We start from the raw sequence: 12,387 nt of genomic DNA, 5'->3' as shown, positions 1-12,387 counted from the left end.
AATTCAAATCGGACACCTTATGAGTCAAGTTGACAATGCTGTGGTTTCCGCACATCTCTCTCATGTGCGTATTGTCATGGTCAATACTACCTTGCCTGCCAATATCGGCAGCGCCTTACGTGCCATGAAAACCATGGGCCTATCCAAACTAGTACTGGTAGAGCCTAAAATCTATCCGCATCCTGATATTGATGCACTGGCCGCAGGTGCAACCGATCTGATTGAACAGATTGAAATTGTGCCGACTTTGCAAGAAGCGATTAAGGATTGTCATCTGGTCTTTGGTACCAGTGCACGTAACCGCACCATTCCCTGGCCTTTACTCGATGCCCGCCCGGCTGCAGAAAAATCATTGCAGGCTGTGGTACAGGACAAACAGGAAATCGCGATTGTATTTGGTCGTGAAGATCGTGGCTTGACCAATGAAGAACTGGCGATGGCCAATTATCATGTCACCATTCCGGTCAATAGTGATTATGGCGTACTGAATGTTGCTCAAGCCATTCAGGTGATTTGCTATGAAATGCGCATGGCCGCCATGGCATTGACCGAACAGGCGGAAGACCCTAAAGCCATCATGCATGTCACTGATGACATTGATATGCAATGGGATGAGCCTTTGGTCACGCATGAACAGATGGAACAGTTTTACCCGCATATTGAAAAAATGCTGGCCGAAATTGAATTTATGGACCCGAAAAACCCACGATTATTGCCTTTACGCTTGCGTCGTTTATTTGGACGTATACAATTAGATCGTATGGAATATCATTTACTGCGTGGCATCTTTAGCCGTGTACAGGCATTGAACAATGGTACATGGAAAAAATCTACAGACAAAACAACCGATTCTTCAGAGGATCAATCCAATGCTTAAACAGCTCAAAGAAGACATCCAAGCTGTATTCGCGCGCGATCCTGCAGCACGAAACACTTTAGAAGTTCTCACTACCTATCCCGGCATTCATGCACTGATCATGCACCGTATTGCCCATGAACTTTGGCAAAAAGAGTGTAAAGGCTCTGCCCGCCTGCTGTCTTCTTTTAGCCGTTTTGCCACCGGCATTGAAATCCATCCGGGTGCCAAAATCGGGCGCCGTTTCTTTATCGATCATGGCATGGGTGTAGTAATTGGTGAAACGGCTGAAATTGGAGATGATGTCACGCTCTATCACGGCGTCACTTTGGGCGGTACCACCTGGAACAAGGGCAAACGTCATCCTACGCTGGAAGATGGTGTGGTGGTTGGTGCGGGTGCCAAAATTCTGGGCCCTTTTACCGTGGGTAAAAATGCCAAAGTCGGTTCCAATGCCGTCGTAACCAAGGCTGTTCCACCGAATACGACTGCTGTAGGAAACCCGGCGCGCTTTATTACCAAAGATAAGCCTAAAGATGCAGAAGAAGCCCGCCGTCGTGATTATGCAGAAAGTATTGGCTTTCAGCCTTATGCAGCCACACAGGACCAGTCTGACCCGATTCTGGATGGCATGCGCGTACTGCTGGACCGGATTCAGCTTAATGAAAAACGTATGAATACCCTATGTCAGCGTTTATCAGTGATTGATCCTTCATTTAAAAAGCAGCAGCAGAATGAACAACCTTTTAGTGCAGAAGAATTAAAAATTATGGAGGACGTTCGCCGTGAATGCGAAGCGCAAAGCAGTCAATCCAAAGCCTGAACGGCTGTCCTGAATATTAACAAGCCCTGACTTGTATGTTCCTGAAAGTTTTTTTAGACTGAGGAACATACCTACTAATTAATTTTAAAATTAAATGAACGGATGACCCCTATGACCCTTAAGCCTTTGGCATGTACATTGATTGCTGTTTCTTTACTCTCAGCCTGTAGCTCGACACCAACAAAAGATAAAAATTCCAATGCACCGATCGTTTTCACTGAACCTGAATTGACTGCTCCGTTTTATGCACTAAATCCATTTAACTATGATGCCCCACCTCCATTTGAAATTGCCTTACAAAAAGCTGCTGCACAGCCGGTAACCAAAATGGAAGTCACACTGCCGGGTGATCCAAAGAAAAAAGTGATGCTTGATGTCAATAAGCTGATTATTCCTACCGTCAACAGCAAGCAACGTAATGTAAAATATGCGGTTGTGGCGGGTGACAATGAAGTAGATATCACCGAAATTGATGACTTCTTGCAGCTGGTAGAAGGCAAAGCACGCCATTATCCGCCTCGTTTTACTGAACGTCAGGAACGTAAAGGCTTTGAAGCCAAACTGAAACAAGTGACTCAACAGCTCGATACCCTGGCATCCAAAGACAATGCCTCTTTTGATGTGTTGATTCGTGCATTTAAAGCCAGTGTTATGGCACGTAACCTGGACCTGGGTTCAGTCTATACCACCAAGTCTTTAACTTATGCACAGCGCATTTTGAAAATTAATAAAGAAGATGCCGAAGCAAACTTCTGGTTCGGTTTTGGCTTATCTGAAGGTGGTGGTCAACGTGAAGCCATTCCTTATTTAGACAAGGCCATGAAGGCAGGTGTGCAGGAAGCCTATTTATCCGCGGCAAACAATTACATTGCCATGGAACAAAAGAAAAATGCGATTCAGGTCTTGAAAAATTACAAAGTGAAATATCCGCAAGAAGCTGAAGTTGCTGACCGTTTAATTGCCGAAATTGAAAAGCAAGGTCGCTGGAATGTATGGCAAGTACTTAATCCGGCTAAAACGTCTTAATTTTTACTTTGTCCATTCACCTTTCAGATAGACCGTTCAAAACGGTCTATTTTTATATGTACGAATTGAAAATTAGAAGAATCATCGTATGATGAACAAAACTCAAATAAATACTGAACGTAGACATACTTTATGCCAAAACAAATATATCAGCTTTTATTTGCCTCGCTGCTGAGTAGTTATCTGCTTACAGGTTGTCAAATTGTCAGTGTCAAAAGCCAGGGCATTAATGTCACCATTGCCAATGAACGTGAAAGTATCCTCACCCGCAGTAAATTAAGTGAAGCCAGTTTAAACGTGCTGTCCATGACCGGTCGTGAAGCTAAAATCTGTTCCGACCAACCCGACCAATGTATTCAGGAACTGCAACAGATTCCGCAAATTCAGGATGAACAGCTGCTCTCTACCTCCAGCGAAATCTACCTGGCCAAAGCCTTGGAATTTGAAAAGTCTTCTGACTGTAAAGCCAGCTCATTAACCAGTACCCGATCCGAAGAAAAACAGAAACAGCAACAAGTCACATACGATCAATGTCTGGATCAGCAACTGTATATGCTGGATAAAAGTATCCGCTACAGCTATGCCTACATGTTTAAAACCAAACGACAGCCCAAAGACCGCATTTTTGACAACCGGCAGGTACAAATACGTGACTTTTATAATTTGGCACTGGCCAAACTGGTGACTGCTTATGCCTTGCGTCATAAACCTACTGTAGTTGAGCCGCAGGTCAAGGTGGGTAAAAGTATTTATCAGATCAACTTTGATCACTATCCCCAACTGAAAAACCAGAAAATCGAGCAGCTGCTTTCCAGTTATAACTTGAATTTTTCAGGCTTACGTTCCATTAACCGTCGCGATGGTTTTGGCTCAGAATTCGTCCTGGTTCTACCGCAGGTCAAGGATGGTATTAGCGAAGGAAAAAATAAATATATTATTAACCCAATAAATTTCAGCTACAAAAACGGGGTCAATCCCAATATTCATCAGGCCCGCTATTTAGCCGCAACCCTAACTGCCCAGCCTAAAGCAGCCAGCAGTGTAGAAGACATTTTAAACAATGCAGAATTTGAAATAAAAGCCTTTGATCCGTACAAATATGATCAGGTCAATATGGCCGGCAAGACCTATCCGCTGGCTGGAAACTTTTCTACGCCTTATGGCTTATGGCTAGCACAAAACAATCTGGGCCGTGCAGCCTATTTAACCCTGATTGACCGTGATGATCATCTCACCATGCCGCATTTATATATGCTGGAACCTTATAATCCGAATAAAAAAGTGATTGTCTTAATCCATGGTCTGGCCAGTAGCCCGGAAGCATGGATTCGTCTGACTAACGATATTATGGGGGACACGGTACTACGGGAAAATTTTCAGGTCTGGCAGATATTTTATTCAACCAATATGCCGATTATGGAAAGCCGTTTCCAGATTTATGCCCTATTGACTCAGGCCTTTGCTCAGGTAGATGCCAAAGCTGCTGCAAAAAAGGATGCAGTACTGGTCGGGCATAGTATGGGGGGCATTATTGCCCGGCTTTTGGTCAGTGATGCAGACGTGACCCAAAAAGCCTTATCCATGATGAATAATCGCCAGTTAAACAAGTTTCAGAAATTACCGATTATTTCGCAGCGCCTGGTCATCAAGGACATTCCTAATTTTTCTCGGGCGATTTTTCTGGCCACACCGCATCGGGGAACCGATTATGCCGATCGCTGGTTTACCAAGGCGGCACGTAAAATCATCCGTATTCCCGGGGCTTTCCTCTCTGCGATTAGCGATAGCATACAAACTCAGGATCTGGATTTGAAAGAGCTGTTACAGCAGATTGATCATGGCCTGATTCAAAATGGACCGAGTGATTTAAGTTATCAGTCCAAGTTTATTGAACTGACCAAAGACATTAACCCGCGTAAAGGATTGGTCTTTCATTCCATTATTGGCAACATCACCAACAGTAATGATATCCATGTGATCACTGATGACGTAGTGCCCTATAAGAGTGCCCATCTGGAGGGTGCTATTTCGGAAAAAATTATTAAAGGTGGTCATTCCATTCAGGAAACACCAGAAGCTGTTTTAGAATTGCGTCGTATCTTGCGTCTACATTTAACCAGACTTGGTTTGCATCAGCCATAATGTCCGCTTGAGTTCTCCAGTTTCATATCAACCCGCAGCGTCATTTTCATTGCCGGTACAATCAGCACTGCGATAAAACCCCTCAAACTGTTCTCCTAATTTTTATTCATTTACTGCAAAGCATTTTTCGCAATTCATGCAAATTTGATAAGATGTCTGAGCAAATGAAATAGCGTTTTTCCATAGCTCGGGTTGGCTTGAAAATCACAACAAGAACAAAGCCAGAGTCTAGGATTTAACGCATATCGTTTCATGCATAAATTTGAAATTGGTGAGACAGCCAAATTTTAACGATGAGATGTATTTAAATATTTAAGGATTTTACCTCAATGAGTTACCCGGAAATCATGGCTGATCTTTCCACTTTAACGCCGATGATGCAACAGTACATGAGCGTCAAAATGCAGCACCCGCACTCCCTGATGTTTTATCGCATGGGTGACTTTTATGAACTGTTTTTTGACGATGCCCATAAAGCCGCCAAATTATTGGGGATTACCTTAACCCACCGTGGTAAGGCCAATGGTGAACCTATTCCCATGGCTGGCGTTCCCTATCATGCTGCTGAAGGCTATTTGGCTCGCCTGGTTAAAAAAGGCGAAACCGTGGTCATTTGCGAACAACTGGGTGAGGGCGAGAGTGCAGGCTCTCGCGGAAAGGCACCTATGGAGCGTGGTGTAGTTCGGATTATTACTCCTGGCACCCTAACCGATGATGCACTATTGAACAGCCATCAATCTTCCAATCTTGTGGCACTCTGTCTACAGCAAGGCCAGATTGGTATAGCGCTGCTGGATTTGAGTGCCAGTATTTTCAAGGTACAACAACAGGAATTTCAACAAGAGCAACTCGCAATTGAACTTTCCCGCTTAATGCCAAGTGAAATTGTGGTAGATGAAGATATTGTCGATCCCAATATTATCGAGCAGATTAAAAAACAGCTCGACTGCCCTGTGACCCGTCGTCCGAATGTCGATTTCAACCTGAACAATGCGCAAAAAACCTTATGTGACCAGTTTGCAGTCGCTACCCTTTCTGGTTTTGGGATTGATCATTTACCGCTGGCCAAAGCGGCGGCAGCGGCACTAATCCATTATGCCAAAGAAACCCAGAAAACTGCTTTACCGCATATCCGCTCGATTCAGCTGGAACAAAGCAGTGACTTTATTGCACTAGATCCGGTCACGCGTCGCAATCTGGAACTGGTTGAACCTCTATTTGAACATGGAACCTCCCTGTTCCAGCTGATCAATGATTGCCAGACCGCCATGGGTGGCCGGCTGCTCAGCCGTACCCTGATGCAGCCTTTACGCGACACCAAAATACTGGATGCCCGTTTGGATGCCATTGCTGCTATGTTAAGCGGTTATCATGAAACACCAATTCGTCTGGTCCTGAAAGAAATTAGCGATATTGAACGTGTACTGAGCCGTATCGCTTTAGGCAGTGCGCGTCCACGTGATCTGGTACAGCTACGTCAGGCCTGTGCGCAAATTCCTTTTTTACGCCATGCCCTACAACCAATGACGCAGACTAAGCAATCCGTTCTGATTCAGCAGCTGACAGATGAGCTGGGTGATTTTAATGGCCTGCATCAACGCCTGATGTCCGCCATTGTCGAAAACCCTCCGGTATTACTCCGTGATGGCAATGTCATTGCAGAAGGCTTTGACAGTGAACTGGATGAGCTGCGTAAAATCCGTGATCATGCGGGCCAGTTCCTGATTGATCTGGAAACTCAAGAACGTGCCAACACCGGCATTTCAACACTGAAAATTGGCTATAACCGTGTCAGTGGCTACTATATTGAACTGACTCGTGCTCAAGCCGAGCAGGCACCAGATCATTATATCCGTCGCCAGACCTTGAAAAATGCCGAGCGTTATATCACGCCAGAACTAAAATCTTTTGAAGATAAAGTCCTGTCCAGTGAATCACGTGCCCTGGCGCGTGAAAAAATGCTATTTGAAATGCTGCTGGATGAATTGCGTCAAGACATTGGCAATTTACAGATGATGAGCAGTGCTATTGCACAGATTGACATGCTGGCCAATTTTGCCCATCAGGCCCGTTTACGCAACTGGTCTCGTCCAGAATTCAGCCCTGAAATTGGGGTTAAAATTGTTGCAGGACGACATCCTGTGGTGGAAGCCTTAAGTAAAACCGCTTTTACCCCGAACGATACCACACTGGACTTTAACCACCGTATGGCCATTGTGACCGGTCCGAATATGGGCGGTAAATCCACCTTTATGCGTCAAACCGCACTGATCAGTTTACTGGCCTATTGCGGTTCCTATGTGCCTGCAAAGTCCGCAGTATTAGGCCCGATTGATCGCGTGTTTACCCGTATTGGTTCAGCAGATGACTTATCGACCGGTAAATCGACCTTTATGGTGGAAATGACTGAAACATCACAAATTCTGCATCATGCCACCAACCAGTCTTTGGTACTGATGGATGAAGTCGGACGTGGAACCAGTACCTATGATGGTTTGTCTCTAGCCTGGGCTTGTGTGATTGACCTGAGCAAACGGATTAAGTGCCTGTGCCTGTTTGCGACTCATTATTTCGAGTTGACCGAACTGGGCAAGGAATCAGGAATTGATAACTATCATGTCACAGCCAAGGAGCTGAACGGTAATTTAATCCTGCTACACAAGGTTCAGCACGGCCCTGCCAGTCAAAGCCATGGCTTACAGGTAGCAAAACTGGCCGGTATTCCTGCCAGCGTGATTAAAGAAGCACAAAATCGGTTAAAGATTCTGGAAAAACAGCAACATCAACAGGTCAATAAGGTAGTACAAAATGACTTGTTTAGTGCGATCGATGAACCGGCTGTAGAAATTATTGAACGTGTAGTGGAAATTGAAAAAGATAGCCCTGCACTAAATTTGTTAAGATCGCTGGATGTAGACAATCTTTCTCCCCGGGAAGCCTTGCAACAGATTTATGCTTTAAAAGATGCCCTGGAAAACTAATTTAAATCTGTGCCAGAAAAAGACTTCTAAATAGAAGTCTTTTTCATTTACTACATATATTTAATGAAATATTCAATTTTTACTAAAATTAACAGCCTTATATATAATAAATATCAATAAAAGCAATTGTTACTTAGCAGCATTTTTGCCTAAAATACAGCAAGAGTAACTAGAACCATATTTTTTAGGTAGCTGTCGCCATGACCTTTGTTGTCACTGAAAATTGTATTAAATGTAAATACCAAGACTGCGTAGAAGTTTGTCCGGTAGATTGTTTCTACGAAGGTCCAAATTTCCTCGTGATTAATCCAGATGAATGTATTGACTGCGCATTATGCGAACCTGAATGCCCGGCAAATGCTATTTTCTCGGAAGATGAATTGCCTGAAGGTCAGGAAGTCTTTATTGAACTGAATGCTGAGCTTTCACAAAAATGGCCAAACATCACTCAAATTGGTGACCAGCCTGCCGATCGCGAAGAATGGAACGGTAAAGCCGACAAGTTAAAATACTTGGAAAAATAAGACTGTTTCTGAGCCTGAAAAAGATCAGCCTATGCTGATCTTTTTTTATACTTAAAAAAACATTTGATTGCAATATTTTCAAATTTTATCCTTCAAATTAGATTAAAATAGCATGTATTTATAAATATCTGATTTCTATAATGAAGCATGTTTTAAAGGGCTTACTGGGCTTGAGCTTGGTCCCACTTGTCATGATTGGATGTAGCACATCTCCTCAGAAACAAGGGCAAATGCCCCATGGAAAACGGATCTTCATTCCTCAAGAACGCATTAGCCTTGAACGCCCAATTCCACCTAAAACAGTACCTTATGTTTATAATTCATGGATTGCCATCGGCGATAATTTACATCGTGTCCGTGAATATGAAAATTTTCTGGAACGTAATGGTGTCGGCAATATTATCCCAAGTTTCGAATTGTTGCGTTCTGCCCGTGACTGGCAAAAATGCGGCCGTCCCCAATATATGATTCCTAACCGTGAATTGTGGAACAATCAAATTACAACTTTGCGAGTCTTTAAATACCTGGTTGCTGCCAAAGTGCTTACTGACTTTGAAGTGACCTCCGTTTACCGGGATTTGTCACTTAACCAGTGTGCCGGTGGCGCAAATTCATCACGCCACTTATTTAATTCGGCGATCGATTTCCGTATTGGGCCTGAAGTGCCCCAAGCAGAAGATTATGCATTTATTGAAAATAGCAAATTTAAATTATGTCAATTCTGGGTGCAGTACGGACAAAGCCTGAATATGGGACTTGGGCTATATGCTTCTGGTCAAATCCATATTGATACTCAAGGTTACCGCACCTGGGGTCCAGACCACTCACGCCACAGCTCGATGTGTAATTTTTAAAATCGTGTATTGCGGTAAAAAAAGAGATCCTGCTGATCTCTTTTTTATTGCCCTATTTTCAATAAATCAAAACGATAAATTGCACTCTGAATGGAAAAGTTTAAAATGCATGCATCGCAACACAGGTGACCAGACTATGCAACAAATGTGGACAGAGATTGATGCTTACATCGATTCACATTTAATTCCAGAAGACCCCATTCTGCTACAGACATTAAAAAATACTGAAGATAAAGGTTTTCCAGATCACCTCGCAGTCGCGCCCAATCAGGGCATGCTGCTGCAAATGCTGATTCAGATGAACAAGTGCAAACGTGTACTGGAACTGGGTACCTTTGCTGCCTACAGTACAATGTGGTTGGCTCGTGCGCTACCAGAAGATGGCTACATTCTGACCATTGAGGGTCGTGATACTCATGCAGCTTTGGGTCAGGAAAATATCGATAATGCCAAACTTCCGCAGACCATTGAGCTTAAAGTGGGGCGTGCAGCAGATGTATTAAAGGCATTGCCTGCAGATTTTGAACCATTTGACTTTGTGTTTATTGATGCCGACAAACAGAGTTATCCAGAGTATCTAGAACTCAGCTTAAACTTGTCCCATTCAGGGACTATTATTGTGCTGGATAACGTGATTCGTGCTGGCGAGATCATTAATCCTGCAAACCACAAACCTAGTATTGAAGGTATTCGCGATATGTTTGTCGCCTTGCAAGACCATCCTCGAATTTTGTCTTGTACTGCATTACAAACAGTTGGTAGCAAAGGACATGATGGCTTTGCGCTTGCCATAGTGAAATAATATGACACAAAGGTTAAAAAACAATCTTTTTGTTTTTTTTGTTTTTTATTAATAACTTACAAACACTGTCCATATAGTTATCCACAACTTATGCGGATAACTATGGGCAATTATTAATCAAACCTGTTAGGTGTTGACTCAGTTATTTCACCACCAATAAGGGTACGGTTGAGTTTCGGAAGATACTGGTTGCCACACTTCCCAAAAAGAATTGGCGAATCTTGCTGTGACTAAATGCACCCAGTAATATCAGTTGTATGCCATGTTCACTTTGGTATTCCAGTATATTTTCCGAAACATCGCCATAACGGTATTCAGTCACCACATCCATCCCGGCATCACGTAAATACTGCGAAGGTTCATTCAGTATTTCCGGATGATCACCTACATATAACAGATGGCACTGTAAGAGTCTTAATAAATCACTTTGTGCGACACGTTTCATCAGATTAACGCAGGTTGGTGAATATTCATAGGCAAAAATGAATCGTGTGGGTGGCTTAAACTGTTCCCCGACGGTCATTACGGTACATTTTGCACCACGGATAAAATTTTCTACATTACTGCCTATTGGTTTATTTCGTTCCGCAGAACGCTCTCCGACCCGGCCAATAATGGCGATGTCATCTTCTTTAAGCACATGAAAACTCTGTTCCAGGAAATCGCCTTTTTCTTGTAGATGCGAGGCGCTAATTTGATACTTCTGCTGAATCATCTCAGAAATATGGTTTAAAAGGTTATTGCTATAATCCAGGGCCAGTTCACTTTGTTTTTGTTCAAGTTCTGCCAGTTCTTTCAGTAACATTGCATTACTTTCAAACCCGATCACCCCACTAATTTCCCCCAAATGATAACTAGCCGGGTAATAATCTAAAACCTGTAATAATACCAATTCACGTTGTGTCTGCTTTGCAACCCATGCCGCAGCTTCAGCCACTGCATTTACACATGGAGAAGAATCAATACAAGCGATTACACGTTTCATTTTCGCCTCGCTTTTCGCCCATACAGGCTTTAAGTCTAATTGTTATTTTAACTTAGCATAACTCTTCACCGCTGTGCAGGCTTTTATGTAATTAAACTTACTCCCTGATTCATCTTCATTTTCTTGGATTTTTTAATCCCGATGACGAATAAATCTGGCCGGATTACCTGCAACAATAGTTGCCTTTTCAACATTCTTTGTGACCATACTGTTCATGCCGACAATGGCATGAGCATCAATTTTAACACCATCTTTGACCCCCACATGCGCGCCCAGCCAGACATCTTGCCCAATCTCGATGCCCTGAGAACGTACCGCTTGCTGGTAAATGGGCTGTGCAAGTTCAATCCCGTGGTCAAAGGCATATAAATGGCAATATGCAGCTATACGGACCTGATCATGCAGCTTGATTCCCATGCGCCCACCATCGAGAATACAGTGATGGTTAATGGCCACTTCATTGCCAATTTCTAAAGGACCATGCAAGGTACAGTCTGCGGCAATAAAGCTATTGTCTCCAATCGTGATTTTCCGGCCCGGCTCGGCAAATATATGGGCAAGCGGGGAAATAAAACAGTTTTCACCAATTTCTACTGTTTCCATTTCCATCAAATAAGCTTGATATTCTTTTTGCCACTGTTCTGCCCAGCCGCGATTTTTCGGTTTTAATGACCAGTATAGCCACGGCATATAATTCAAACGATGCTTATGCTGTTCACGATATTTTAATAATCGGTCTTGCTCAGTCATGTTCAGGCTCTTCTATAATTTTCAGCTGTTCTCGCCCACGGGTCACATCCTGTATTTTCAGTGCCAAAGGCTGAATCTGATGGACTTGTAATAGGGCCTCGACCTGTACGCCTGTGGCGGTATATTGTTCCTGAAATTCGATGTGTTGCTGGTTCAGCTCATATTGAAAAATAGCCCACTCATTAAACTGGCAGGCAAAACTGACTTTTTTCTTTTCAATCAGCTCAATTTTTTCCGCCAGTAACAGGCACTGCCCTGCACAACCGCCATAGGCACGGACCAGACCGCCTGTGCCCAGTTTAATTCCGCCATACCAACGGTTGACCAGAACAATGACATTGGTCAATTCATTGCCTTCAATTGTTGCCAGAATCGGTCGGCCTGCTGTGCCGGACGGCTCTCCAGCATCATTAAAACGGACATTATGGCCAATTTTCCAGGCCCAGCACTGATGTGTTGTGGTGATATCTTTATGAAACTCTAAAAAGTTTTTTACATCCTGTTCATTTTCTACTGGTGCAGCAATCGCCTGAAAGCGACTTTTTTTAATGTCTTCTTCGAAAGTAACGGATGAGGCAATTGTAAATGGCATAAATCTAGAATAAATAACAATACAGCAGCAGTATAGCCTGTTTTGAACCGCT

General features: G+C 43.3%; 11 protein-coding genes. 8 read left to right on the top strand and 3 right to left on the bottom strand.

Going from position 1 to position 12,387, the window contains the following annotated elements; translation table 11 throughout:
- Positions 1-19 precede the first annotated feature (19 nt).
- The 8 genes from GTU69_RS03490 (at position 20) to GTU69_RS03455 (ending at position 10,008) form a co-directional block, all read left to right on the top strand.
- Entirely contained in the window at positions 20-877 is an 858-nt protein-coding gene (locus GTU69_RS03490; RefSeq protein ID WP_166168141.1) for an RNA methyltransferase, read from the top strand.
- Positions 870-1,679, top strand: coding sequence for a serine O-acetyltransferase (gene cysE, locus GTU69_RS03485; RefSeq protein ID WP_086195115.1), 810 nt, complete (start codon positions 870-872; stop codon positions 1,677-1,679). The genes GTU69_RS03490 and cysE overlap by 8 nt, the downstream gene beginning before the upstream one ends.
- Positions 1,680-1,790: 111 nt before the next feature.
- Positions 1,791-2,705, top strand: coding sequence for a hypothetical protein (locus tag GTU69_RS03480; RefSeq protein ID WP_166168139.1), 915 nt, complete (start codon positions 1,791-1,793; stop codon positions 2,703-2,705).
- Positions 2,706-2,837: 132 nt separating this feature from the next.
- Positions 2,838-4,847 carry an alpha/beta fold hydrolase gene (locus tag GTU69_RS03475; protein ID WP_166168137.1) on the top strand — a complete coding sequence of 670 codons (2,010 nt, stop codon included), beginning with the start codon at positions 2,838-2,840 and terminating at the stop codon, positions 4,845-4,847.
- Between the two features lie 329 nt (positions 4,848-5,176).
- A complete protein-coding gene (gene mutS / locus GTU69_RS03470; RefSeq protein WP_166168135.1) occupies positions 5,177-7,828 on the top strand; it encodes a DNA mismatch repair protein MutS in 2,652 nt (883 codons plus the stop codon).
- A 200-nt stretch (positions 7,829-8,028) separates the two neighbouring features.
- Positions 8,029-8,352, top strand: coding sequence for a ferredoxin FdxA (fdxA, locus tag GTU69_RS03465; RefSeq protein ID WP_086195111.1), 324 nt, complete (start codon positions 8,029-8,031; stop codon positions 8,350-8,352).
- A gap of 140 nt (positions 8,353-8,492) precedes the next feature.
- The gene (locus GTU69_RS03460; RefSeq protein WP_205683436.1) at positions 8,493-9,206 is read left to right on the top strand and encodes a D-Ala-D-Ala carboxypeptidase family metallohydrolase; all 714 of its coding nucleotides are present in this window, start codon (positions 8,493-8,495) and stop codon (positions 9,204-9,206) included.
- A 136-nt stretch (positions 9,207-9,342) separates the two neighbouring features.
- Positions 9,343-10,008 carry an O-methyltransferase gene (locus GTU69_RS03455; protein ID WP_086195109.1) on the top strand — a complete coding sequence of 222 codons (666 nt, stop codon included), beginning with the start codon at positions 9,343-9,345 and terminating at the stop codon, positions 10,006-10,008.
- A gap of 142 nt (positions 10,009-10,150) precedes the next feature.
- Here GTU69_RS03455 and GTU69_RS03450 read toward each other — a convergent pair whose 3' ends face one another.
- The 3 genes from GTU69_RS03450 to GTU69_RS03440 all read right to left on the bottom strand — a co-directional run bounded on the left by GTU69_RS03450 (position 10,151) and on the right by GTU69_RS03440 (position 12,335).
- Positions 10,151-10,993: a universal stress protein gene (locus GTU69_RS03450; RefSeq protein ID WP_166168133.1), complete on the bottom strand. Its 843-nt coding sequence runs from the start codon at positions 10,991-10,993 to the stop codon at positions 10,151-10,153.
- A 132-nt stretch (positions 10,994-11,125) separates the two neighbouring features.
- Entirely contained in the window at positions 11,126-11,743 is a 618-nt protein-coding gene (locus tag GTU69_RS03445; RefSeq protein ID WP_166168131.1) for an acyltransferase, read from the bottom strand.
- Positions 11,736-12,335 (bottom strand): YigZ family protein, encoded by a 600-nt coding sequence (locus GTU69_RS03440; RefSeq protein ID WP_166168129.1) that lies wholly within the window; start codon positions 12,333-12,335, stop codon positions 11,736-11,738. Before GTU69_RS03440 ends, GTU69_RS03445 begins: the two co-directional genes overlap by 8 nt.
- Between the last annotated feature and the right edge of the window lie 52 nt (positions 12,336-12,387).

It is taken from the genome of Acinetobacter sp. SA01 (assembly GCF_011319235.1).
Lineage (GTDB): Bacteria > Pseudomonadota > Gammaproteobacteria > Pseudomonadales > Moraxellaceae > Acinetobacter.
Note: the sequence above shows the minus strand (reverse complement) of the source record. Positions and strands in the feature narration are given on the sequence as shown.

What these genes read in the sequence shown, in the direction of transcription:
- GTU69_RS03490 (WP_166168141.1), top strand. Translation starts at nt 20, where the DNA reads ATGAGTCAAGTTGACAATGCTGTGGTTTCCGCACATCTCTCTCATGTG.
- fdxA (WP_086195111.1), top strand. Translation starts at nt 8,029, where the DNA reads ATGACCTTTGTTGTCACTGAAAATTGTATTAAATGTAAATACCAAGAC.
- GTU69_RS03460 (WP_205683436.1), top strand. Translation starts at nt 8,493, where the DNA reads ATGAAGCATGTTTTAAAGGGCTTACTGGGCTTGAGCTTGGTCCCACTT.
- GTU69_RS03480 (WP_166168139.1), top strand. Translation starts at nt 1,791, where the DNA reads ATGACCCTTAAGCCTTTGGCATGTACATTGATTGCTGTTTCTTTACTC.
- GTU69_RS03445 (WP_166168131.1), bottom strand. Translation starts at nt 11,743, where the DNA reads ATGACTGAGCAAGACCGATTATTAAAATATCGTGAACAGCATAAGCAT.
- cysE (WP_086195115.1), top strand. Translation starts at nt 870, where the DNA reads ATGCTTAAACAGCTCAAAGAAGACATCCAAGCTGTATTCGCGCGCGAT.
- GTU69_RS03475 (WP_166168137.1), top strand. Translation starts at nt 2,838, where the DNA reads ATGCCAAAACAAATATATCAGCTTTTATTTGCCTCGCTGCTGAGTAGT.
- GTU69_RS03455 (WP_086195109.1), top strand. Translation starts at nt 9,343, where the DNA reads ATGCAACAAATGTGGACAGAGATTGATGCTTACATCGATTCACATTTA.
- GTU69_RS03450 (WP_166168133.1), bottom strand. Translation starts at nt 10,993, where the DNA reads ATGAAACGTGTAATCGCTTGTATTGATTCTTCTCCATGTGTAAATGCA.
- GTU69_RS03440 (WP_166168129.1), bottom strand. Translation starts at nt 12,335, where the DNA reads ATGCCATTTACAATTGCCTCATCCGTTACTTTCGAAGAAGACATTAAA.
- mutS (WP_166168135.1), top strand. Translation starts at nt 5,177, where the DNA reads ATGAGTTACCCGGAAATCATGGCTGATCTTTCCACTTTAACGCCGATG.